Source organism: Terriglobales bacterium, from assembly GCA_035651655.1.
GTDB lineage: Bacteria > Acidobacteriota > Terriglobia > Terriglobales > Acidobacteriaceae > DASRFG01.
Genome location: DASRFG010000023.1, coordinates 568,213 through 590,427, shown reverse-complemented (window position 1 = coordinate 590,427; position 22,215 = coordinate 568,213). Strand labels below are relative to the sequence as shown.

Sequence of the window (22,215 nt, the reverse complement as noted above, 5' to 3'; positions counted from 1 at the left end):
AGGATTTGCAGAATAAACAAGGCCACCTGAATGGGTGGCCTTTGCTTTCGAATCTCAAGAGCTTGTGGCGAACTGACGGATTAAACCGGCACGGCTGGCGCTACCGCCCGCTTGGGAAACATTTCGCCGATGCGGCGAATCTGGGCGCCCACACTGCGCAATTTCTCTTCGATCCGCTCGTAACCGCGGTCAATATGGTACACCCGGTCGATGATCGTTTCTGCATCAGCGACCAACGCAGCCAGCACCAGCGAAGCTGAGGCACGCAGGTCAGAAGCCTGTACGGCCGCCCCGCTCAAGGGGGTCTTGCCGCGGACGGTAGCCCGCCGGCCTGCAACTTTAATGTCCGCGCCCATGCGTACCAGTTCCAGAGCGTGCATAAAGCGATTCTCGAAAATGTTCTCGGTGATCACCGAGCTGCCGTTGGTCTGAGTGGCCAAGGCCATATACTGCGCCTGCATGTCAGTCGGGAAGCCAGGATATTCTTCGGTCACTACATCGGAAGCTTTCAGGTTGCCGTCTCCGATCACACGGACCGCATCTGGCCCCTGCGACAGCTTGATTCCAACTTGGTGCAGTTTCTGCAATAGCGCTGTGAGATGGCCGGGGTCGCAGCCGGCGACGTTCAAATCTCCGCCGGTGAGGGCGGCGGCGATCACAAAAGTTCCCGCTTCAATTCGGTCCGGGATGATGCGATGACGCGCGCCGTGAAGTCGCGACACCCCCTGCACGCGAATGGTGGAAGTGCCCGCGCCTTCAATCTTGGCGCCCATTTTGTTCAGCAACGCGGCCAGGTCGGCAACCTCCGGCTCGCGCGCGCAATTCTGCAGCACCGTTTCGCCATCGGCGAGAGTAGCCGCCATTAGCAGATCTTCAGTTCCGGTCACCGTGATTTTGTCGAAGCGAATCTCCGCGCCCTTGAGCCGTTTGGCCCGGGCAACCACGTAGCCGTGATCGTTCTCGATAGTGGCGCCCAGTTTCTCGAGACCTTTTACGTGAAGGTCAATCGGGCGCGCGCCAATGGCGCAGCCGCCGGGTTGAGAGACGCGTGCATATCCGGTACGGGCCACAAGGGGCCCGAGCACCAGGGTCGAGGCGCGCATCGTCTTCACCAGGTCGTAGGAAGCTTCCGGCGCGGTCAGGTGACGGCAGCAGATGGTGGTGCGGTGCTGCGCGCGTCCGTAGCCCAGTTCTACTTCCGCGCCCATCGCGGCCAACAGCTTGCGGGTAGTCTCAATGTCGTGGACCTGCGGGATGTTCTCCAGAATGACGGGTTCTTCGGTAAGTAGAGCGGCCGCCATGGCCGGCAAGGCCGCGTTCTTCGCCCCGCTTACGCGGATAGTTCCGAGCAGCGGATTTCCGCCGCGTATTACGAATTTGTCCACGGCTATGTACACCCCATTGGTTCGTCCGAAAAGTGCAACCACATTCTAGCGAGGAAACCTGTGGAAGGCAGCGGGAATTTCACTTAGCTCTTGACGCGACGGGACGTGACCTTGCGTTTTCCCGAACCGGTGATCGCCTTACGGGCGTTCCCGTTGGCGTGGGCTAGTCTGCGCTCGGCTTCTTTGCGATTTACACCAGATCGGAGCATAACCAGGGCCACCGGGACGCTCTCTCCCGCGGCTTCAACTGCACGTTTGGCCGTGTTCCGATCCACGCCTGCAGCCTGCTGCAAAATCCCCAGTCCCCTCTCCGAGAGCTTCTGATTTCGCAGCTGCACGTTGATCATAAGGTTGCCATAAACCCGCCCCAGTCGGGCCATGGCTCCGGTGGAGAGCATGTTGAGGATCATTTTCTGGGCGGAACCAGCCTTCATCCGCGAGGAACCGGCAACTACTTCTGGTCCTACCTCTGCCACGATCTGCACGTGCGCTGCCTTGCCCAGTGGCGAGTTTCGCGCGCACGTAACGGCGACGGTTTTTGCCCCGTGCTGCCGAGCGTAGCTCAGAGCAGCGATCGTATAAGGCGTGCGTCCACTAGCGGCGAGGCCGACAACCACGTCATTCTTGCCGGGCCGCTTTCTTTTTATGTCACGCACACCGAGTTGGCGGGAGTCTTCGCTGGCTTCAACTGCGGCTCCTAGCGCTTTTTTACCTCCGGCGATTACAAACTGTATGGTTTCAGGGTCGGTGTTGAAGGTAGGCGGACACTCTGACGCATCCAAGGCCGCAATACGCCCGCTAGTGCCGGTGCCGACGTAGATGACTCGGCCGCCTCGCGCCAAAGCCGCGACAATCAGGTCAATTGCCTTTGCGATCTGGGGCAGAGCGCGGCGCACGGCGGGTGCAACTTTCGCGTCCTCGGAATTAATAATGCGGGCAATTTCGAGGGCCGATCGCGTATCCAGCTCCGCAGCGGCACGGTTGCGCCGCTCAGTTGCCAGTGCGGCCAAGTCTTTTGGTGTTGGATTCTTCATCTGCCCCGGGAACCTCTCCGCTCCCAGTTTCGAAGATGAACGTCTTTCCGGGAAGTACCTCGCGCAATGCCGTCTCGATGCGCGACAAGCACTGGGAAATCCTCTCCATGTGCTCGCGATCTTTGGTGAAATAGGCCGAGTACTGGATCACCTGCAGTTCATTGCGCACTCGATGGTTCATCTCAGCGATAATCTCCAGCTTCTCTGCCATAACGCGATTGTGGCGCTCTTCATAAGCCCAAACCAGAGCACCGCAGAAGGCACCCAGACCAACGGCGTCCAAGACCACGTAACCGTGGTGGTAGGGAGATGAGGCCAGCAGCTGGTTCGAAGCGTAGGCGAGAGCGGAAACTGCGAGCATAAGTACGAGCCCAGCGCCAATGGCGCTGCGAGGAATGTGTTTTGCGAGGGTCATGTGAGCGCCTCAACTACCGCATCGTGAAACCGGGGTCTGATCTCTTTTATTCCCTGGCCGCTACGGTCGGGCCACGTACGATTGCTCAAGAGTGTCACCGAGAGATGCCGCGCAGGATCAACCCACAACGAAGTGCCAGTGTACCCGAGATGACCAAAAGAACCCGCAGAGAAATGGTGGCCGGATTGTGATGGCGACGACGGGGAGTCCCATCCCAACGCGCGAGAAGTCCCCAGTGGCACAGTCTCGCGACGGGTAAACAGGGCCACAGTTTCAGGACGGAAAATGGGACTCCTACCATTCAACATTGTTTCGGCAAATAGGGCCACATTGGAGGCAGTGGCGAACAATCCAGCATGCCCCGCTACGCCATCCATCACGCTGGCATTCTCGTCCTGGACCTCCCCCTGGATTATTCGCCGCCGAAATTCACGGTCATCCTCGGTTGGCGGAATGCTCTGCTTCCAGTTCGCTGGCGGGCAAAAGCAGGTGTGGGCCAGTCCCAGTGGGCCGAAAATCTCCCTCTGGCAGAAACGGTCGAGCGGTTCGTCGGCGATACGCCCCAGGACCTCACCCAGAACAATAAAGCCGATATCGCTGTATTCGGCGTGAGTTGTGGGATCGGCGGTGAGGGGCGTTGAAATGGCGTTCTTCACCAGTTCCGCGCGATTGTGCGCTTTCTGAAACAATTTTTCATAAGCAGGTAGACCGGACGAGTGCGCCAGGAGCATCCGGATGGTGACCTGTTTTCGTCGTTCGTCTCCTCCCGCCGAAAATTCTGGGACGATGGAGGCCACCGGCGTTTCCAATTCCAGGTGTCCGCGTTGGTATAGCAGCATGGCCATTGCGGTAGTGGCAACCACCTTGGAGACTGATGCAAGGTCAAAGATCGTATCCGCTTGCACCTCCGCGGCGTTTTGTTCATAAGTGAAACGCCCGACGCCTTTCAGTGCCGCCAGCTTCCCGCGATAGCTGACTGCGGCAGCGCATCCCGGAAACGCACGATCGGCAACACCCTTACGCAAAACTTCGAAGGCCTTGGCAAACACTGAATCTTGCTGCTGGTAGGCGGGGTTCAGGATTTTCGTGTGCGAGCTGTGAGCTGGCCCTGGCAATTGATTCGGTTGACCATTCGCTTATAGCAGACTGCGCTCGGGTCGGTAAAGATGCCGATCATTCACGCTTGCGTGGGCGCGAGTTTGCCAGGGGGCACATAATGGTCACTTGAGAACGGATCGGGGGTTGTGTAAATTCGCAATTACTTCACTTTGCAAAGTTTATTCCCATTGAAGATGATTCTCCGGCTTCGCAACCGAGCTGCTGCGCTGGCCTGCATACTCATTCTGACCAGTTTTTCATACGCAAAAACCAAGAAGTCGTACGCCATTCCGCTTCCGCAAGTAGATGCAATTCTTCAGGATGCAATTACCAACCGTCAGGTACCCGGCGCCGTAGTGTTGATCGGGCACGACAAGCATGTGGTCTATCGCAAAGCATTTGGCTGGAGATCGCTGGAGCCGCGGCGCGAGCGCATGACGGTGGACACCATTTTTGATCTTGCTTCACTTACCAAGGTGGTGGCCACAACCACATCGGTGATGCGCCTGGTGGAGCTTGGTCAAGTGCGGATCAACGATCCTGTCATACGTTATATTCCGGAGTTTGCTGCCAATGGCAAACAGGACATAACTGTCCGCCAACTGTTGACGCACTATTCCGGGCTGGCCCCAGACATTGATCTGAACCCACCATGGCAGGGACGCGACATTGCCTACCAGATGTCTTTTCAGGAGAAGCCGGCGAGCCCACCCGGAACACGATTCATCTATAGCGACACCAACTTCATTGTCCTCGGAGCACTGGTAGAGCGGGTATCCGGCATGCCGCTCGATAAGTATGCGGAAGCGCATGTCTTCCTGCCGCTCGGAATGGCGCATACGCGTTTTCTGCCCCCGCATGCATGGTTGCCCAGGATCGCGCCCACCGAGTATGACGAGCGCAATGTGATGCTGCGCGGTGTGGTGCACGATCCCCGGGCGCGGCGCATGGGCGGAGTGGCTGGGCACGCAGGACTATTCTCCACCGCCGATGACCTCGCCAAGTTCGCTCAGGACCTGCTGGATGGCGGAAAAATCCTTTCGCCCCTCATCATCGAGAAAATGAGTACGCCCCAGCAACCGCCCACAGCTACCAGCGTGCGCGGGCTTGGCTGGGACATAGATTCGCCTCTCTCCAGCAATCGCGGCGAACTCTTGCCCGTCGGCTCCTTTGGCCACACTGGTTGGACGGGAACCTCCATTTGGATTGATCCCACGACGCGCACCTACATAATCATTCTTGCCAACGGAGTGCACCCGCGCGGACAAGGCACTGCCATCTCATTGCGCTCCAAAGTGGCGACTGCGGTCGCCGCCGCCCTGCACCTGACCGTAGCCGAAAAAGACCAGGTGCGGCTCGCGCGCATTACCGGCTACAACGAAGCCGAGACGGCCGCGCGCAATGTGCAGGTCCGGGCGGGCGCGGTAAAAACGGGCATAGATGTTCTCGAAGTCAGCAATTTCGATCTCGACCTTTTTCATAGCACGGCAACCCAGAAGCGCATCGGAATTCTTACCAACCAAACCGGTCTCGACGCCGAAGGCCACCGCACCATTGATGTGCTCGCCCACGCGCCCGGAGTCTCACTAGCCGCCATCTTCAGCCCCGAGCACGGTGTCACTGGCACGCTCGACACCACTTCAATCGGCAACTCCACCGATTCAGCCACGGGAGTACCGGTTTATAGCGTCTATGGAAACACTGACGCCGAACGCCGTCCTTCACTCGATGTGCTTAAGAGCCTGAGCGCTGTTTTTATAGACATTCAGGACGCGGGCGTGCGCTTCTACACTTACGAAACTACGCTCGGTTATTTCCTGGAAGCGGCGGCGCAGGCGGGCATTGAGATCGTGGTTCTGGATCGGCCGAATCCGATTACCGGATCGATGGTCCAAGGGCCAATCCCCGATTCCGGAACGCAAAGTTTCACCAACTATCATCCCATGCCTATTCGCCACGGCATGACCATGGGAGAGTTGGCGAGGATGTTTAACGTCGAACGGCACCTTAACGCGAATCTCAACGTTCTCCCGATGCAGGGCTGGATGCGCGGCGATTGGTTTGACTCGACATCGCTGGTCTGGGTAAATCCTTCGCCAAATCTGCGCAGCTTGACCGAAGCCACCCTGTATCCGGGAGTGGCATTGGTTGAAGGTACAAATGTTTCCGTGGGCCGAGGCACGGACACCCCGTTCGAGTTGGTGGGTGCGCCTTGGGTGAGTGCCAGGGAACTGGCTGATTTCCTGAACGCCCGGCAGATTCCGGGTGTTCGATTGGTACCCATCAGCTTCACTCCAAACGCCAGCAATTATGCCGGCCAGCTGTGCCAGGGAGTGAACATCATTCTTCTTGATCGCACCGTTTTAAACGCGCCGGAACTGGGCATCGAACTAGCGTCAGCACTGCGCCACCTGTATCCGCAGCAGTACCACATGGACCGTATGATAGAGTTGCTCGCGAACAAAGCGGTGTTCGATGCGATCATGGCGGGAGAGGATCCGCAGCGTATCGCAGCCGACTGGCGCGAGGCACTCGAGGCCTTTGAGCAGGTTCGCCAGAAATACCTGATTTACAAATAAGGGACTGTGAGGCCTTCTCCCATGACCCAAGAGGCTGGAAAGTACTTTCTCCAGCGTTGCGCCGGACCGAACTGCGGCGTGCTGAAGGGCAACACCAATCATTGGTGGATGATGTGGACGACGTATCCCTCTGGCAACGCGCCCGTACTCTCATTGGCGCCATGGGATGAAGAGGTCGCTGTGCGTGAAAGTGCCATCCCGGTATGCGGCGAGCAATGTGCCCACAAGCTGCAGTCGCAGTTCATGGACAACCTGCTAAACACAAGGCAGCGCACGGGCTAAGAATCCCATCTGATCTATTTTCCCAATGTAGGCCGAAGAATGAGCTGCTCCGCGGGAGAGAACGCGTGACCACGGATAAAAGTCGTGCTCACCAGCGAGGTGAGACCTGACGCTGCGAAGATCATCGCCAAAACTACGAACTGATAGATAGCCGCGTAAATCGGCCTCGCGCCGGACAGCAACATTCCTGCCATCAACCCAGGTATCCAGACAATCCCCAGCGATCGCAGCGAATCAATCGCCGGGATGAGACTGGCTTCGAACGATGCCTGTACGTAGGGTGCGACGCTTTCGTTAGGTCCGGCGCCCAATGCCAGGGCAGTTTCCACCTCACCCACATGTGCCAACACTTCAGAGCGAAAGCGGTTCAATGCCAGGCCATTCGTATTCATTGAATTCGCGATCAACATGCTGCCGACTGGGATCAATGCCGTGATCGCGGTGTCAATTACGCCCAGACCCGTCATGATCGCAATCACTACGCCAGCTCCTAATGCGATGGCGTAAGTGGAAACTCTGAATGCCCCGGGAATGCCCTTGGCACGCCGGGTTGAGGTGGCTCCGGCGGCAAAGATCATTCCTGTAAGCAGGAAAATGCTGACCCACCGCGGCGCATGCAGCAAAGCCACCAGAACGGAACCCACCGCAATGATCTGGACCAGTCCTCGGACTAGCGCTATCGCGGTCTCTCGTTCTAGGTGGATATGACGCTTGCGGGCAAGCAGAACTACCGCGATTGCCAACGCAGCTGAAACCGCAGCCTGGGCCAGGCCTAGCTGTAGTTGGCCGTTAAAGAACCAGTTGAGCATGTAGCACCTCTTTTACTGGGCCTATGCGAATAGCACGACCAGCCTGAATCATCATGACTCGATCAGCCATGCGGGCAGCTTGGGGCATGTCATGGGTAACGATCACGCAGGTGAGCCGGGCATCGCGGATGATGCTCCTGATAAGTGATTCGACGCCCTGCTTGGCGTCGTCATCCAGGGCGGACGTTGGTTCATCCATGAGAAGAACAGTTGGCGAATTAGCAAGGGCGCGGGCGAGTGAAACGCGTTGAGCTTCGCCTCCCGATAGGTTAGTCACGTCGCGGTTAGAGAACCCGGGCAGGCCAACTTTGGTGAGCAACAGCTCTATGGTGTCGTCCGGTAAATTTTCGCCGCGCTGTAGTGGCCCAAAAGCGATGTTGTAGGCTACGGTTCCCGGAAACAGAAAAGGCCGTTGCGTGACCATCCCCACTTTGCGGCGAAGTTCACGGGGCGGAATCTGCCGATAATCTATTTCCTGAATAAAAACTGTTCCGCTGGCGGGCTCATCCAGGCGATTCAAAAGTCGCAGGAATGATGTCTTACCTGAGCCACTTGGGCCAAAGATTGCGAGCGTCTCACCAGTGCGGACCTCAACCGAGATGTCATCTACGATCGCAACGCCGTTCACCACTCGGCTGAGATGTTCAGTCCTCAACAGTGGCGCGTCGGATGTCGTAGGTTCCGGCGCTGCGGGCAGGGTCATTCACAATATTATGCCTGAGGGGTTGGCAGAAGACTCTGTCGGCAACATCCGGGCTATGCCAACCATCGACACGGGTTATATTCATTCGGCTGGTCCCATGACATTTGCAAAGGGGAAACAATGCATCCGGGCTTAACCAAGAATTTAATGGTTCTTTCGCTATTGGTCACCCCTGCGTTTGCTGCCAACTTGCAGCAAAAAATTGAGGCCATGGCGGCGCACCATCATGGGAAGGTGGCGCTCTATGCGATCAATATGAAGACGGGCGCAACTGTAGCGATTAATCCTGATCGGCCTGTAGCGACCGCGTCGGTGATCAAATTGCCTCTCATGGTAGAGGCTTACGCGCAGGTCAAAGCAGGAAAGCGCCGCCTGACCGACAAAGTCACGCTCACTAAAGAAAACCAGGTACCCGGTTCGGGAGTCCTGACATTTCTCCAGCCTGGGCTCGAGCTCACGTTGCAGGACGCCATCGTGCTGATGATGACCGTCAGCGATAACACGGGAACAAATATGGTGATCGATCAGGTCGGGATCCCCTCGGTCAACGCGCGAATGAACAGCATGGGCCTGAAGAATACCTACCTGTATAAGAAAGTTTACAAGCCTGCCGAGGGCCAACTACCTCCGGACAGCAAGCAGTTCGGGCTGGGAAAGACTACAGCGCGGGAAATGGCGGAGGTCATGGAGAGCGTCGAAGGCTGCGCCACGAGCGCGAAACCGCCAACCTCTGCACCCGCGGATTGGAACGGCATCTCTGATTCCGCGCTCTGCCGGCAGATGATCGGCATTATGCGTAACCAGCAATATCGCAACATGATTCCGCATTATTTGGAAGTCGTGGACACATCCGAGACGCCCTCCGCCATCGCCGACAAGATTGGCATGCTGGACGACGTGCGCAATGATGTTGCGCTGATCGAAAGTAAATCCGGGCCGATCGTGATCTCCGCCTTTACCTATGACAATAAAGACCAAAGCTGGAACGCGGAAAATGAAGCTGAACTACTCATCGCTCGAATGTCAAAAGCAATCGTGGACGCCTGGGCGCCCGCGGGTCTGAAGACCGGCGCACAAGAGGCTAGCAAATAGCTGCCGCCGCGCTACTCTCTTTGTCCCCGAAGTCTTATACTTGTCAGAGGAGTGCGTATGCGTAGCTTTGGGTTTTGCATCTTGTTAACCGCGCTGGCGTGGGGGCAGGCACCGAACCAACCCGCCTCCGGGGACAGCAAGGAATCCGCACCTGCTCTGACTACTAAGGCGGACACAAGCTCTGAAAGGGCGGTGGCGCTGGTGGTTCCAGCCGGAACCAAAATTCCTCTTTCGCTCAAGCAGGCCATCTCCACCAAGACGGCCCGCCAAGGCGATCCAGTGTATGCGGAAACCGCTTTTCCAGTCGCCATGAATGGACGAATGCTGATTCCGGCCGGCACCTACGTCCAGGGAACCATTGACCGCGTCCGTCGCCCGGGACGGGTCAAAGGTAAAGCCGAACTCCTGATGCACTTTACAACTCTCATCTTTCCGAACGGCTATACCCTCCTGATGCCCGCATCAGTAGACAGACTCCCGGGAGCCGCGCACGAAAAGACGAAAGGTGAGGAAGGAACCATCCAGGAGGAGGGCCAGACTGGGCAAAAGATTGGTACAGCTGCCAGCACTGCTGCCACCGGCGCTGTGGTAGGCGGTTTGAGCAGCGGCGGGAAGGGAGCTTTGATTGGATCCGGGATTGGCGGCGCCGCCGGCCTGGCGATTGCGATGCTGACTCGCGGCAACGATGTTCGCTTGGAGCCGGGCACAAGCATCGAGATGATTATGCAGCGTGAGCTTCCACTTGACCCCGTGCGATCCCACGCCCCTGCAAACTGATTAACCATGGCCATCCGTACTGTCTTTTCCATAGTCGAGGACTGCTCCCGAGGCGAGCGGCAGGGTTGGGAGGACTTTGCGCGCGACTACGGGGCACTTACCCGTACTCTCTTGCAGCATTATTTCCCGACATTGTCGCCCGACATTGAGACGCATGTTCTTGCTGTTTTCCAGCGAGCGAGAGCCAATCAGAATGAATGGTTCCGACAGATCAAGTTTTCCAACGAACGTGAATTCCTGATGTCCTTCAGGGAGTTGGTATTTGCCTATGGAAGGGAAGTCGCCCGCGTGCCAGTTCCACAGATTTCCCTGGAACAGATGCGCGAAATTATGAAGGACCTTACATTGATCGAGCGCGCGATGTTATGGATGTTCATCAAGGGCTATAGCGCGCAGCAGATTGCGCCCATGATGATGAATGCAGCCGCCACGGCAGAAGCCACCCAGAAGGTTGCCGACGAAAGGCTCACAAAAGTCCTTCCCGGTAGCTCGCCTGACGCCTTCAATATTTCGGTTCGAGTGCTGATGCAGGAGGCGGAAAAGACCAAGTCAGAACGATGTCTTGCCCTCAAGACCTTCAACAATATCGTTAATGGTCAGGTCAGCTGGCGGGAGCGCGAGCTAGCCGAAGAACACATAAAGGATTGCTTTAACTGCTTGGATCGCTTTACAGCTTTTCAGGAGATGATCCAGCTGCGCAAAAATACGCAGCGGCTGCAACAGAACGAAGTGGGGGCAATCCTGGTGCGCCTTAACCTTCCTGCCGCCAAGGCCAAAACTGTGCTCGGCAGAATATTCTCAAAGGTGTGATCCTGCTTCATTTCAGGGTAAACAAAGCATTGACGTGCGCGGTTACGGTGACCTTCTGAGGAGTGAACTCTTCGGTGGGAGCGGCCATCGCAGTCTTGTCCATGGCTCCCATCATGGCGCGAGCGGCCATGGGCATAGGTCTGACCTGTTCGAACGTATCCACTGAAGCGTAAGACAGTTCTCCGACAGCGCGCTGGGCGGCCCTGGCTAGCGCGTCTGCTTCTTGCCGGGCGTGGGCATAGGCCTGGTCTACCGCCTTTAGTTTGGCAGCGTCCATATCCTCCAGGATGTAATTGATGCTTTGATATTCGGTCACGTCAATGTCGGTGAGCTGTTGCAGAATGGGCGAGACCTTGGAAAAGTCTTTGAGTTTGAGCGATACACTGCTGTTCACGCGATATCCGACGAGCTTGTGTTTGGGTGAGCGATAGTCGTAAATCGGTTGCAGAGAGAAGAATCCAAACTCCGCCATTTGTGGAGGGATTCCGTTTGAACGCAATAGCTGACGGACCTGCTCCGCTCCGCGGCTAGCCTGATCGTAGGCGGCTTTGGCAGTATCAGCCTGAGTGGAAATACTAAACTGCACCAGCGCCGTATCCGGCGCCGCTTCGTACTTGCCATCGGCTCCTACATAAACTGTATTCGCTTGAGCGCTTACCGTCGGATGTTCCTGGGCAGAGGCCAAATTTAGGCTGGTGATGAGTGCCACAACCCAGACTGCCATCTTCATCTGCATGTCTTCCCTCCCGAACGCGCCCGCGACAAAACAGGAGTGTAATCTACCAATAGAACGCACTTCGCTGGCACTATTGCGCCTGAAATTACCGACCCAAGCCCCGCCCAAAGGGGGAGGGTTCCGCTGAAGTCTTAAACTTTACAGTTGCGGGCGTGCATCTAATTATGTAAGGCTATTTTTCGAAGGAGGCCTCATGCGAACGTGGTATGTACCCTTGGCACTTATGGGAATCGGTGGTTTGGGAGTGCTGTTCCTCACGGACCGTGGGCGGCAGAGTCTGCGCTGGCTGGCGGACAACCTGCAGCACGCCGTGGAGTGGAACGAGGCTGCCCAGCGAGAACTCGACCGGATCCAAGTTGCCCTCAATCGCGTATCGGAGTCGTTGCAGGCGGTTCAATAGCGGTGGGTTGCGCGCCCTTCCCTCGTTATTTACCCGCTAGCCCCACAGGTTTTAGCCATAGGTGAACTGCTATTTGGCTGCTGCGGAATACGCAAATCGGTAAATCTGCGAGTCAATCTCCTTACGTAATTCTTCCCAGATCCGCGCTGGCATTGCCAGGAATGCCTTGACCACATCCGGATCGAATTGCCGGTCAGCCCAGCGGGCAATCTCTTCACGCGCAGCCTCCACCGACTGTGCCGCCCGGTAGGGCCGATCGGAAGTGATGGCGTCAAGCGTGTCAGCTACGGAGAAGATGCGTGCCCCCATTGGGATCTCAGACCCCTTGAGTCCGCGAGGATACCCAGTGCCGTCGTAGCGCTCCTGGTGGGAATACACGATATCGGCCGCCTCAGCCAGGAAGGGGATTTTGCGCAGCATCTGGTAACCGCGGAAGCAGTGCTCGCGCATAATGGTGACTTCCTCTGGATTGAGGGCTCCCGGCTTACGCAGGATGGCATCCGGAATGGCCATCTTTCCAATGTCGTGGAGGAAGGCGCCACGCGCGATGACACGTATCCTATCGTCTCCCACCCCCATAGCTCGGGCGATGGCGATGGTGAAGGCAGTAACGCGCTTGGAGTGCCCTTCTGTCTCTGCGTCTTTTAAGTCGAGCGCGTCCCCGAGGGCTTCAAGCGTGATGTCGTACGAGCGTTCCAGGTCGCTCATCGCGCGATAAAGCTGGTCGGTTCGCGCCTTCACCAGAGATTCGAGGTTGGTTTGATAGGAGCGATTCTCAATCTTCAGGCGCCGATTTTCCAGCGCGCGCCGCACCGTCGCGAGTAATTGCTCACGCTCAAACGGCTTGAGCAGGTAGTCATAGGCGCCATTACGAATTGCCGCCAAGGCAACAGAGATGTCATGGACGGCGGTGACCATCACAACCGGTATATCGGGATACTGTTCCTTGGCGCGTTCCAGCAGGCCAATGCCGTCGAGTTCGGCCATCATCAAATCAGAGAGCACAAGCTCGAACTGGGGGTCCGACTCAATGACCGCCAACGCCTCTTTGCCGGAACACGCTTGCTGGCATTGATACCCGGCAGAGCTCAGCATGGAGGTCACAATCTCTCTGATTGCCTCCTCGTCATCAACCACAAGAATGCGCTCGGCTGCCATTTGTTGTACTCAGCTCAGGGGGAAGGCCATTGTAGCGCAGTTCCCCCGCCGTAATGCCCATAACCGGTGGTAACCATGATTACTTTCGGGTTCCGTGGTATATACGCCTCACGATTCCCGATTTGGAATGAACTTCTCGCGGTGGTGCGCCTGGATGGGCGGCGCTCAGTTCGTCGGCGCCTTACCTCCCGCCGAAGCCCCGGAAATACTGGTGCTTCTGGGAGCCAGCCTTCTTGTCTTTCGAACTTTCCGGCACCGCTACCTTCTCCCCTGGATGCTGGGTTGGCTGGCCTATCTCATCTACCGCGGGCCGCAGTGGTTACTGCCCTCGAACCTCGGGCTGGGCTGGGCGCCGGCCGTCGCCTTCATTGCAGCCGTGTTTCTCTTCTCCGCGGCAATTTTGCTCTACACCAACAGTCAATTTCTCCTGCTGCCAGCGGCTATAGCGGCCACCATGGGAATCGCGATGGCGGTGCTGCGGGACATATTCTGGCCCCATTCACCCTTGGTTCTGTGGGCACTTGAAGGCACATTCCGAGTCTGTATTCTTTTTGCCCTGGTTCGGCTCATACGGCAAAGCTGGGGTGGTTGGCGGATCGGTCCCTGGCTGCTGTGTGCCTCCTTGCCCTTGCTGCACCTGGAACCGGGCATCGCGAAGGGACATTTATTCTCCGGCTTGGATTTTGCGATAGAGAGCGTGCTTTGTCTTGGCATGCTGATGATCGTCCTGGATGAGTCAAAAATCCGCACTCGCCAATTGGGTGTGGTAAATGCCCTCGCCGGAGCTATCACTCAGGCACCCAACCAGCAAGCCATGCTGGAAATGGCACTGCAACAGCTAAAGCAGCTGACGGGCGCGAGTGCCGCGTGGTTCCGCTTCTTAAAAGGGAACCGCACCATCATCGCTGGGCGGCTGGGAGTGGCCCCCGAATTCCTTAAAAATCGTCAGCACTGGGAACACGATAGAGCACTAGCGACCCTGGTGGCCCGCTCTACCCCAGCCTTGCTGAAGACAAGCGATCTCGATCCGGCTACTCGGGATCACTTCCAACGAGATGGCATGCGTTACGTGGTTGCCATACCTGTGAAAGGTAAGACATCCGTAATCGGACTGCTCGCCCTGTCGTATCGCCGTCAGAGTTCGTATTTGATGGAGGAGCTGGAATTTCTAGGGGCTACCGCTAACCAGCTAGGTATCGCAGTAGAGAACCTGGCGCTGCTTGAGCTTATCCTGCGCTCTCAGCGCGAATGGGTCAGCACCTTTGACTCGATCGAGGATTGCATCCTGGTCCACGATTCCGAATACCGCATCATGAAGGCCAATCGCGCGTTATTGACCCGCTTGGGTCGGTCACCGCTGGAAGTAGTTGAAAGCACCTGCGACCAGGTATTGCCGCACGACCGAACCGAATGGCAGGGATGTCCGTATTGCACACACATTACGGCTGAGTTCGCCGAAGGCGCCGACCCTTGCTTCGGGGGGTCTTCTCTGGTCTCGACTTCGTCCTATGTCTGGACCCCTTCCTACAGCGACGATGACCGTCAAAAAGAGCTTGGCACCATACATATTGTTCGCGACACCACCGAATATCGCGCCGCGGAACAAAAGTACCGGCTCCTGTTTGAACAGGTCCATGAAGGAGTGTTTGTCGCCGACCGGCACGGCAAGCTCTTGGACTGCAACAACGCCCTGGTCACCATGCTGGGGTACGCACAACGCGACGATTTACTGGCGCTGAATGCCGATGCGCTCTACGCCTCGTTGGAGCAGCGAGGCAAGTTGCTCAGGCAAATAGAGACGCATAATCACGTCCGTAGCTTTGAAGTACAGCTTCGCAAGCGTGACGGAAGCACCCTGGCTGCCGTGGAAACCAGTTTTGCCACTCGTAATGCTGCTGGCGAAATCGAACGCTACCAAGGTTTCCTCCTTGATGTCACTGAAAAGAAGAGAGCAGAGGATGAAATTCGCCGCCGCAATCGCGAGTTGCACGTGCTCAACGCCATTGCGGTCATTGCCACACAGTCCTTTGACTTGGACGAAATTCTTAGCCTTACTCTGCGGCAGGTGATCCACTTATTCAACGCGGAGACGGGTTCGGTCTACCTGACCGAACACGGCTCAGACAAACTCCGGCGGCGCGCCTCCTGGGGCCATCGCACCGAAATGGGATTACTGCACCCGGAACTCATCCTGTCCCATGAATCGTGGGAAGCTATCGTGCGCATGCGAGTTGAAGTCCTTACTCCAAAGCACCTTACGCGCCTGCCTGAGCCAGTAACCAACTTCATCCGCGCTGAAGGCTTACGCTCGTGGATGTGGGCCATCCTGTGGGGCAAGGACGAACCGCTGGGGGTGATGGGCATCAGCAGCCGTGAGGAACGCGAATTTACCGCGAGCGACGAAAAGTTGGTGATTGCAATCGGCCGTCAGCTGGCTACTACTGTGGACAAAATACGTCTGTATGAGGAGACCTCGCGCGCCTACGAGGACTTGCGCAGGACCCAGGAGCAGCTGCTGCAGAGCGAGAAAATGTCTGCCATTGGACAATTAATCGCGGGCGTCGCGCACGAGTTGAACAATCCGTTGACCGCTATTTTGGGGTACGCTCAATTGCTGGAAAACGAAGCTCTGGGCGAGCGCTCACGGGACTTCGTTCGCAAGTTGTTCACCCAGGCGCAACGCACTCACCGCCTGGTACAGAACCTGCTTTCATTCGCTCGACAACGCAAGCCCCAGAAGATCGAAGTAGATGTTCCCCGCGTGCTGGAGGACACGCTGGTTCTGCGGGAATACGATCTCAAGCGCAGCAATATTGTTTTGGAACGCGAGGTGGCTCCTGATCTTCCCTCCGTGATTGCTGACCCTCACCAGCTCGAGCAGGTGTTCCTTAACATCATCAACAATGCGGTGGACGCAATCCAGGAGGGTGAAGGAGGTGGCATCCTGCGAGTGCGGATTTATAGCCAGGAAGCCCGCGTATGTGTCGAGTTCCATGATAGTGGGCCCGGGCTTCTCGACCCCAAACGCATCTTCGATCCTTTTTACACAACCAAGAGTGTTGGAAAAGGCACCGGGCTTGGGCTGAGCATTTGCTATGGCATCGTAAAGGAGCATGGAGGCGAAATCTCAGCCCAGAATTCGCCTGAGGGTGGGGCGGTCGTGCTGGTTTGCCTGCCTGCGGCAGATAAGACAATTCAGTTGCAGCAACCAATTATTTCACCTCCGCGGCAGCTTGCCCTTGAAGGCCGCGTTCTGCTGGTGGACGATGAGGAGGGCGTGCTCGAGTTCGAACGCGAAGTGCTCGCAGGCGCAGGGGCAAAGGTCGCAACCGCCAGTTCTGCAGAGGAAGCTCTCGTCCTGATGAGAGCAGAAAATTTCGATGCTTACATCCTGAATGGCAGCATGCCTAATGGTTGGGCAGCCCAGAGGATGTTCGACTGGCTGGCACAAAACCGTGCGGGTAGCCAGAAGCATCTGCTGTTCACTTTCGCAGTAATTGATGCCGCGACCCAGGTTTTCTTGGATGAAAAGGGAATCCAATATCTGATTAAGCCTTTTGACATGGGCGACATCATAGCTGCCACCCGGCGCGTGCTGAGCAAAGTGCACGCCGCATCTGCTTCTCAATAACCCTGTTGTCACTCAAGCGACCCATTGTAGGCATCCAGGTACCACTTTTGATGTTCAGGGTTCCTGTTCGCCCTAACTTTACCGAAACCCGAATTTTTCGGCGAAAATTCCCAGAAAGACGATTACGAGTGGCAATCGGCGGTCTTTCCGGTTCTTTTGGCGACATTTTCCCTCCCAACGGGTTTGAATCGAAAGATCGACAGCGAGCTTTCATCGAACAAACGATTGGCTCAGTAAGTGCAACAGTCTGATTGTCATGAGGTCGGGTACAGGCCTCAAATTGAAAGACTTCTCTCAGGGGGCAACGATGGCAAGCGCCGTAAACCAGGCAAAGATTACAGCACTAGCGGCACATTTTCCTGCAGCCACGGAACCTCTCGGGGCCTACCAGGAAAGCTTTGACGAGCACCGCCACCGCATTTACTCTCTCGCATTTTGGATGACCGACAATGAAATGAGCGCTGAGGAGATTGCGGGCAGCGTGTTCCGCCGCGCTTTTGCCATGAGCCCGGCTCCGAGTTCAGAGACTCTGGATAAAGTACTGCTGAGCGAAATCCGGGAATTGATGCCCGTCGGGACCCTGTGTCTTAGCGCTCCTGTTTGCGCTGAAATTTCTTCGGTACGGCATAACGTGAAACGTGTTCACCTGGAGCGGGCAGTGGTACAGCTGCCGCCCACCGAGCGCTTGATCTTCCTATTGCACGATGTGGAAGGTTACGACCATGCCCGCATAGCCCGTGCGTTGGGACTGGAAGAGCAGGAATCGCAGTTCGGCCTTCACCAAGCCCGCTTGCGGGTGCGTGAACTTGTCAGCAGCATGGTTTAGATTGAGTCATGAGTGGTGAAAGGCGCGGTCCATGACCGCGCCTTTTTTGTTGCCCACAGTAGCTCGTCCGCTTTCCTTCCCTTGATTCCGGTAGACGAAAACACTTGAAGCTGCGCAAGAGCAACTGCGTCTAATTGTCCATATGCTGTTTGAAGGCAATGAACGGAAACAGCGCGAGTTGGAGATGCGGCGCCAAGGCCGCTTGCCTCCAGGACAATCGCTCACTCTCAAGTGGCCGGTGCTGCAGTATGGGACGGTTCCGAAGGCAGACCTCAAGACCTGGGATTTTCGCATCGCTGGACTGGTTGAGGAGCCTGTCCGGCTCAGCTGGGAACAATTAAACGCTCTTCCAAAAATTGAGGTGACGCGCGATTTCCATTGCGTCACACGCTGGAGCCGCTTTGACAATCGTTGGCAGGGAGTTGCCTTTCGCGAGCTCTTGAAGCTGGTTCGGCTAAAGCCTGGGGCAGGGTTCGTGCTGGCACATGCAGAGCAAGGCTATACCGCAAATATACCGCTCCCCGATCTTGATCGCGAGGACGTGCTGTTCGCAACCCATCATGACGGTGAGCCACTCACGCCCGAGCACGGATATCCTTTACGCCTGATTGTGCCGCACCTGTATGGCTGGAAATCAGTGAAGTGGGTCCGGGGAATGGAATTCTTCAACCAAGATGTTCCGGGGTTCTGGGAGCAGAACGGATATCACATTTACGGCGATCCCTGGAAGGAACAGCGCTTCGATACCGATTGATGGTCCCCGGTTATTTCTTAAGGATTGGGTTATAGCCGTCCCCGACCAATTTTGCGCGGACTGTTTCAGCGTCTTTGATATCGCTAAACGGACCTACCTGCACATGGAAAAGCTGATCATAGGGCTCATTGCCGGCGACCACTACAACGTAGTTTTTCTTCTGCAGAGCGGCCACTAAGGCGTCTGCATCTTCCTTCTTGCTGACCGCCGCCACTTGCACCATGTAACCGCTCGCGCCTAGGACGCCGGTGAGTTGGGATGGCTGTTGCGCTGCGTTAGCATTGTTCGGGGTTGGCGAGTCAGCAGCGGGTTTGCTGGCTTGCGCATCCGGACTGGGCGCGGGATTCGCCGGCGCATCCCCCTCGTTCTGCTTCACAGTCTCGAAGAAAGTCAGGCCGGTATCCGTCGCTTTCGCTGGTTTCGTTTTCGCGTTGTTAGGCTTGACTCCAGAAGCGTCCGGCGTGGCCGTTTGTGCGACGTCAGGCTTGAAGCTGTTCCTCCCCATCGAGTACCCGACCCCGAAGCACACTGCACAGAGTGCCACCAGGGCGAAGAAGATCGCCAACATCCGTCCCGTTCCCAAAGTTATTTCGGTGTCCTGATCCTGCGACAACGCCATCTCGGTGGCTCCTCCAACTGGTTGTTGAGACTCTTCGTAAAGCCAGTGTGTCTTCATGGTGTGCCGGGTGCCGCCTTTGTGCCAAGTGCCTTATGCAGTCCATTTAGCAGATCAATGGGGATGGGGAATACGACGGTCGTGTTCTTTTCCACGCCGATCTCGGTCAGTGTCTGCAGGTAACGAAGCTGCACGCTGACCGGCTCCTCAGCGAGCAGCCTCGCGGCATCTACGAGCCTCTGCGCGGCAGAGAATTCTCCTTCTGCGTGGATGATCTTCGAACGCTTCTCGCGTTCCGCTTCGGCCTGCTTGGCCATAGCGCGCAACATGGTTTCCGGCATGTCCACCTGCTTTACTTCGACATTGACCACCTTCACGCCCCAGGGATCGGTGTGCTGATCGAGAATGCTTTGCAAGCGCAAATTGATTTTTTCACGGTGCGCCAATAGCTCATCAAGTTCCACTTCGCCCAACACCGAGCGCAACGTGGTTTGGGCGAACTGTGATGTCTGGTAAACGTAGTTCGAGACCTCCACCACCGCGCGTCGCGGATCAATGACGCGCAGGAAGATCACGGCATTCACCTTCAGGGTGACGTTGTCGCGAGTGATGATGTCTTGCGGAGGAACTTCCAGCGCTTCCTGCCGCAACGAGATACGCACCATGCGGTCAATTGGCGCGAACACCAGGATCACCCCTGGGCCCTTGGCATTCGCCAGCAAGCGGCCGAGACGAAAGATTACGCCCCGTTCGTACTCCGCGAGAATCTTGATTGAACTGAGGATGTACAAACCGACAACAATGATGACGATGATGGGGAAGGAGATCATGGAGGCCTCCGCCGGGCCAAAAACATTCTCGTTTCGGGTCGCTGCGCGGATTGTATATCAATTGGTTGCGCTTGCGATGACTCCTCGCTCAAGGCGCAGTTGCTTGGAATGGTGCGGGGCAGCGGGCAGCGCCCCGGGGGTTGGTACCGTCTAGACTGACACGGGAGCTTGCGATGGTTGCGCCGCCGGCGCGGGTTCCACTTCGAGGCGCAGACCATCTACCCGGCGCACGACGACCGGCTGTCCAGCATCGATATTGGTCGGAGCGAAGGCGTCCCAGAGCTCACCGTGCACAAAAACCTTGCCGGAGGGTGACAGAGGAGTACGCGCAACTCCGATCTCCCCGACGAGCCCTTGGGCTCCAGTAACGACCTTGCTTCGACGCGCGCGCAAAGCAATATCCATCAGGAAAATCGTAATCAACCCGAGCGGAATACTGACCGCCAACGCCGTCCAAAGCCCCACTCGCATTTCTGGAATGGGTCCATCCACCAGCAGCAATGCGCCGAGTGTGAGCATGGCGATGCCGCCGATTCCCAAAACTCCATGGGTAGCAAACTTGGCTTCTAGCGCGAAAAGCACGAAGGATCCCAGGATCAAGATCAGGGCGGCATAACGTGTCGGCAGCAGATCAAGCGCGAAGGCGGCGAGGAGAATGAAAATAACTCCGACTACACCCGGGATGACCGCTCCGGGATGGTTGAATTCCGCGTAAAGCGCCAGTGCCCCTATCGCCAGCAAAATGAACGCCACGTTCGGGTTCATGATGTAGGAGAGGATGCGCTGCTTCAGGGTCATCTCATAAGGGACTACAGGCTTGCCGACCAGATTGAGAGTGATGGTGGTGCCATCGAAGCGATGAATAGGTTTACCGGCGATCTGCTTGAAGAGGTCATCCTCATTCGGCGCCACCACGTCAATCAATTTTTGGGAGAGCGCCTCTTGGTCAGTAAACGATTTTGACTTGCGAACTGCGCTCTCCGCCACATCCACGTTGCGGCCGCGTTTGGCGACCACGGAGCGCATCAGGGCTGCCGAGTCGTTTTCTACCTTCTCCTTCATCACATCGTCCATCTTGCCGCCCATCATGACCGGATGCGCGGCTCCCGTATTCGTTCCCGGAGCCATCGCCGCCACGTCGGCAGACTCCAGGATAAAAAACCCAGCCGAGGCTGCGCGGCTCCCGCTGGGAGTGACGTAGATGATCACGGGTATCGGTGACGCCACAATCTTCTCGATAATGTCGCGCGTGGAATCCAGCAAGCCGCCGGGAGTGTTGATTTCAATCAGCACGGCCTGGTCTTTTTCCTGCTGCGCCTTGGCCAATGCACGCCCAAGATATTCGTTGGTGATCGGGTGAATGGTGTCGTGAACCGTGATCTTGAGCACCTGCGCAGAAGCCGAGTTGGTTGCCGACAGCAGGGCGGAGAAAAGGCACAACGCAATCAGCGGACGTAAATGGAATGTACGCAGCTTGAAATCCATGCCGACATTCATAAAAGGGAACTGCATTGTCTCACGGTTCACCCTTAGCGTAACTTCAGGCAAGCCCAGCGACTCCGCGCCGTGGAACCAGGCAGATGATACTTAGGCCGTTGGATCTAAGGCGATTGTAGCAATCCGCAGCTCTGTCGCGCGACCCTGACCAGCCGAAATCCCGGGCAAACCCGCCGCCGACAATCGAGGTCTAATCTCCAAACACCACAAGCAACTATTTCACGGAGGTTTCGATGAAAAAATTACTTTTTCTGCTTTCGGTCATGCTGATCACCGTCGGCATGTCGGTGGCCCAGAGCAACAGCAGCAGCACGAGCCCGGACCAGAGCAGCAGCAGCGCGACTGGTCAGAGCTCTTCGAATCCGGACCAGAATGCTACTTCTACTCCCAGCAGCACTCCGTCCGATCAAAGCGCAACTTCGACCGATCAGACCAGCACCACCACAACCACGACTCACAAACATCGCGCAGCGGGCGCGGCGAATGACCAGAATGCTGGCGCTTCCGCCGGCGGGAACCTGCCCCAGACGGCATCACCGCTTCCTTTGCTCGGCTTGTTGGGTATCGGATCACTGGCCGCAGGCGTGGTTACTCGTAGAAAGAATCGCTAGCCAGTCGTTTAGTGCGTAAAGGCAGCTCTCGCGCCGGAAAGCGCTCGTGAGCTGCCTTTTTCTTGGTCCCTTATTATCCATTCACGAGAGTGCGCCAAACATCCAGAAACACGCATATTTGCATCTAATCCACATGGGAAAGTCTCTGCAGGGTTAGGCAACTTGCCTTAGA

At 56.8% G+C, this 22,215-nt stretch carries 21 protein-coding genes; 10 read left to right on the top strand and 11 right to left on the bottom strand.

The genetic code is table 11. The features are described 5' to 3' along the window. Positions 1–80: 80 nt before the first annotated feature. From murA to VFA76_10995, 4 genes are all read right to left on the bottom strand, one after another. Positions 81–1,385 (bottom strand): UDP-N-acetylglucosamine 1-carboxyvinyltransferase, encoded by a 1,305-nt coding sequence (gene murA, locus VFA76_11010; protein HZR32366.1) that lies wholly within the window; start codon positions 1,383–1,385, stop codon positions 81–83. An 83-nt stretch (positions 1,386–1,468) separates the two neighbouring features. Continuing rightward, the gene (murQ, locus tag VFA76_11005; protein ID HZR32365.1) at positions 1,469–2,419 is read right to left on the bottom strand and encodes an N-acetylmuramic acid 6-phosphate etherase; all 951 of its coding nucleotides are present in this window, start codon (positions 2,417–2,419) and stop codon (positions 1,469–1,471) included. Continuing rightward, positions 2,376–2,834, bottom strand: coding sequence for a hypothetical protein (locus VFA76_11000; protein HZR32364.1), 459 nt, complete (start codon positions 2,832–2,834; stop codon positions 2,376–2,378). Before VFA76_11000 ends, murQ begins: the two co-directional genes overlap by 44 nt. Next, entirely contained in the window at positions 2,831–3,883 is a 1,053-nt protein-coding gene (locus tag VFA76_10995; protein ID HZR32363.1) for a serine hydrolase domain-containing protein, read from the bottom strand. Before VFA76_10995 ends, VFA76_11000 begins: the two co-directional genes overlap by 4 nt. A 243-nt stretch (positions 3,884–4,126) precedes the next feature. Between VFA76_10995 and VFA76_10990 the strand changes: the two genes are divergently transcribed. Further along, a complete protein-coding gene (locus VFA76_10990; protein ID HZR32362.1) occupies positions 4,127–6,511 on the top strand; it encodes a serine hydrolase in 2,385 nt (794 codons plus the stop codon). Between the two features lie 21 nt (positions 6,512–6,532). After that, positions 6,533–6,793: a hypothetical protein gene (locus VFA76_10985; GenBank protein ID HZR32361.1), complete on the top strand. Its 261-nt coding sequence runs from the start codon at positions 6,533–6,535 to the stop codon at positions 6,791–6,793. A gap of 14 nt (positions 6,794–6,807) precedes the next feature. Here the strand turns inward: VFA76_10985 and VFA76_10980 are convergent, their stop codons facing one another. Together VFA76_10980 and VFA76_10975 are read right to left on the bottom strand one after the other, a co-directional pair. Beyond that, positions 6,808–7,602 (bottom strand): ABC transporter permease, encoded by a 795-nt coding sequence (locus tag VFA76_10980; protein HZR32360.1) that lies wholly within the window; start codon positions 7,600–7,602, stop codon positions 6,808–6,810. Next, complete coding sequence (locus tag VFA76_10975) at positions 7,583–8,305, bottom strand: phosphate ABC transporter ATP-binding protein (protein ID HZR32359.1); 723 nt, start codon at positions 8,303–8,305, stop codon at positions 7,583–7,585. The genes VFA76_10980 and VFA76_10975 overlap by 20 nt, the downstream gene beginning before the upstream one ends. Before the next feature lie 120 nt (positions 8,306–8,425). Here VFA76_10975 and VFA76_10970 point away from each other — a divergent pair, with 120 nt between their 5' ends. Genes VFA76_10970 through VFA76_10960 form a run of 3 tightly spaced genes read left to right on the top strand, consistent with a single transcriptional unit; the run spans position 8,426 to position 10,984 of the window. Then, positions 8,426–9,397: a serine hydrolase gene (locus tag VFA76_10970; protein ID HZR32358.1), complete on the top strand. Its 972-nt coding sequence runs from the start codon at positions 8,426–8,428 to the stop codon at positions 9,395–9,397. A gap of 57 nt (positions 9,398–9,454) precedes the next feature. Continuing rightward, positions 9,455–10,174 carry a hypothetical protein gene (locus VFA76_10965; protein HZR32357.1) on the top strand — a complete coding sequence of 240 codons (720 nt, stop codon included), beginning with the start codon at positions 9,455–9,457 and terminating at the stop codon, positions 10,172–10,174. Positions 10,175–10,180: 6 nt separating this feature from the next. Then, a complete protein-coding gene (locus VFA76_10960; GenBank protein HZR32356.1) occupies positions 10,181–10,984 on the top strand; it encodes a hypothetical protein in 804 nt (267 codons plus the stop codon). Positions 10,985–10,991: 7 nt separating this feature from the next. Here the strand turns inward: VFA76_10960 and VFA76_10955 are convergent, their stop codons facing one another. Then, positions 10,992–11,714 carry an SIMPL domain-containing protein gene (locus VFA76_10955; protein ID HZR32355.1) on the bottom strand — a complete coding sequence of 241 codons (723 nt, stop codon included), beginning with the start codon at positions 11,712–11,714 and terminating at the stop codon, positions 10,992–10,994. Positions 11,715–11,913: 199 nt separating this feature from the next. Between VFA76_10955 and VFA76_10950 the strand changes: the two genes are divergently transcribed. Then, positions 11,914–12,120, top strand: coding sequence for a hypothetical protein (locus tag VFA76_10950; GenBank protein HZR32354.1), 207 nt, complete (start codon positions 11,914–11,916; stop codon positions 12,118–12,120). 69 nt (positions 12,121–12,189) lie between these two features. Here VFA76_10950 and VFA76_10945 read toward each other — a convergent pair whose 3' ends face one another. Continuing rightward, on the bottom strand, positions 12,190–13,278 hold the full coding sequence (locus VFA76_10945; protein HZR32353.1) for an HD domain-containing phosphohydrolase: 1,089 nt from the start codon (positions 13,276–13,278) through the stop codon (positions 12,190–12,192). A 127-nt stretch (positions 13,279–13,405) separates the two neighbouring features. Between VFA76_10945 and VFA76_10940 the strand changes: the two genes are divergently transcribed. The 3 genes from VFA76_10940 to VFA76_10930 all read left to right on the top strand — a co-directional run bounded on the left by VFA76_10940 (position 13,406) and on the right by VFA76_10930 (position 18,489). Beyond that, the gene (locus VFA76_10940; GenBank protein HZR32352.1) at positions 13,406–16,909 is read left to right on the top strand and encodes a GAF domain-containing protein; all 3,504 of its coding nucleotides are present in this window, start codon (positions 13,406–13,408) and stop codon (positions 16,907–16,909) included. Between the two features lie 307 nt (positions 16,910–17,216). Continuing rightward, a complete protein-coding gene (locus VFA76_10935; GenBank protein ID HZR32351.1) occupies positions 17,217–17,735 on the top strand; it encodes a sigma factor-like helix-turn-helix DNA-binding protein in 519 nt (172 codons plus the stop codon). A 184-nt stretch (positions 17,736–17,919) separates the two neighbouring features. Beyond that, positions 17,920–18,489: a sulfite oxidase-like oxidoreductase gene (locus tag VFA76_10930; GenBank protein ID HZR32350.1), complete on the top strand. Its 570-nt coding sequence runs from the start codon at positions 17,920–17,922 to the stop codon at positions 18,487–18,489. A gap of 10 nt (positions 18,490–18,499) precedes the next feature. On the opposite strand, the gene VFA76_10925 is transcribed toward VFA76_10930, so the two are convergent. The 3 genes from VFA76_10925 to VFA76_10915 all read right to left on the bottom strand — a co-directional run bounded on the left by VFA76_10925 (position 18,500) and on the right by VFA76_10915 (position 21,483). Next, entirely contained in the window at positions 18,500–19,108 is a 609-nt protein-coding gene (locus VFA76_10925; protein HZR32349.1) for an SPOR domain-containing protein, read from the bottom strand. Positions 19,109–19,161: 53 nt separating this feature from the next. After that, positions 19,162–19,935 (bottom strand): slipin family protein, encoded by a 774-nt coding sequence (locus tag VFA76_10920; protein HZR32348.1) that lies wholly within the window; start codon positions 19,933–19,935, stop codon positions 19,162–19,164. A gap of 150 nt (positions 19,936–20,085) precedes the next feature. Next, positions 20,086–21,483 carry a nodulation protein NfeD gene (locus VFA76_10915; GenBank protein HZR32347.1) on the bottom strand — a complete coding sequence of 466 codons (1,398 nt, stop codon included), beginning with the start codon at positions 21,481–21,483 and terminating at the stop codon, positions 20,086–20,088. Positions 21,484–21,665: 182 nt separating this feature from the next. Here VFA76_10915 and VFA76_10910 point away from each other — a divergent pair, with 182 nt between their 5' ends. Then, a complete protein-coding gene (locus tag VFA76_10910; protein ID HZR32346.1) occupies positions 21,666–22,043 on the top strand; it encodes an LPXTG cell wall anchor domain-containing protein in 378 nt (125 codons plus the stop codon). The last annotated feature ends 172 nt before the right edge of the window (positions 22,044–22,215 follow it).

Excerpts from the sequence above, each read along its gene's own strand:
- VFA76_10960 (HZR32356.1), top strand. The coding sequence starts at position 10,181 with ATGGCCATCCGTACTGTCTTTTCCATAGTCGAGGACTGCTCCCGAGGC.
- murQ (HZR32365.1), bottom strand. The coding sequence starts at position 2,419 with ATGAAGAATCCAACACCAAAAGACTTGGCCGCACTGGCAACTGAGCGG.
- VFA76_10980 (HZR32360.1), bottom strand. The coding sequence starts at position 7,602 with ATGCTCAACTGGTTCTTTAACGGCCAACTACAGCTAGGCCTGGCCCAG.
- VFA76_10945 (HZR32353.1), bottom strand. The coding sequence starts at position 13,278 with ATGGCAGCCGAGCGCATTCTTGTGGTTGATGACGAGGAGGCAATCAGA.
- VFA76_10970 (HZR32358.1), top strand. The coding sequence starts at position 8,426 with ATGCATCCGGGCTTAACCAAGAATTTAATGGTTCTTTCGCTATTGGTC.
- VFA76_10985 (HZR32361.1), top strand. The coding sequence starts at position 6,533 with ATGACCCAAGAGGCTGGAAAGTACTTTCTCCAGCGTTGCGCCGGACCG.
- VFA76_10990 (HZR32362.1), top strand. The coding sequence starts at position 4,127 with ATGATTCTCCGGCTTCGCAACCGAGCTGCTGCGCTGGCCTGCATACTC.
- VFA76_10950 (HZR32354.1), top strand. The coding sequence starts at position 11,914 with ATGCGAACGTGGTATGTACCCTTGGCACTTATGGGAATCGGTGGTTTG.
- VFA76_10910 (HZR32346.1), top strand. The coding sequence starts at position 21,666 with ATGAAAAAATTACTTTTTCTGCTTTCGGTCATGCTGATCACCGTCGGC.
- VFA76_10935 (HZR32351.1), top strand. The coding sequence starts at position 17,217 with ATGGCAAGCGCCGTAAACCAGGCAAAGATTACAGCACTAGCGGCACAT.
- VFA76_10925 (HZR32349.1), bottom strand. The coding sequence starts at position 19,108 with ATGGCGTTGTCGCAGGATCAGGACACCGAAATAACTTTGGGAACGGGA.
- VFA76_10975 (HZR32359.1), bottom strand. The coding sequence starts at position 8,305 with ATGACCCTGCCCGCAGCGCCGGAACCTACGACATCCGACGCGCCACTG.
- VFA76_11000 (HZR32364.1), bottom strand. The coding sequence starts at position 2,834 with ATGACCCTCGCAAAACACATTCCTCGCAGCGCCATTGGCGCTGGGCTC.
- VFA76_10930 (HZR32350.1), top strand. The coding sequence starts at position 17,920 with ATGCGGCGCCAAGGCCGCTTGCCTCCAGGACAATCGCTCACTCTCAAG.
- VFA76_10965 (HZR32357.1), top strand. The coding sequence starts at position 9,455 with ATGCGTAGCTTTGGGTTTTGCATCTTGTTAACCGCGCTGGCGTGGGGG.
- VFA76_10920 (HZR32348.1), bottom strand. The coding sequence starts at position 19,935 with ATGATCTCCTTCCCCATCATCGTCATCATTGTTGTCGGTTTGTACATC.
- VFA76_10955 (HZR32355.1), bottom strand. The coding sequence starts at position 11,714 with ATGAAGATGGCAGTCTGGGTTGTGGCACTCATCACCAGCCTAAATTTG.
- VFA76_10940 (HZR32352.1), top strand. The coding sequence starts at position 13,406 with ATGAACTTCTCGCGGTGGTGCGCCTGGATGGGCGGCGCTCAGTTCGTC.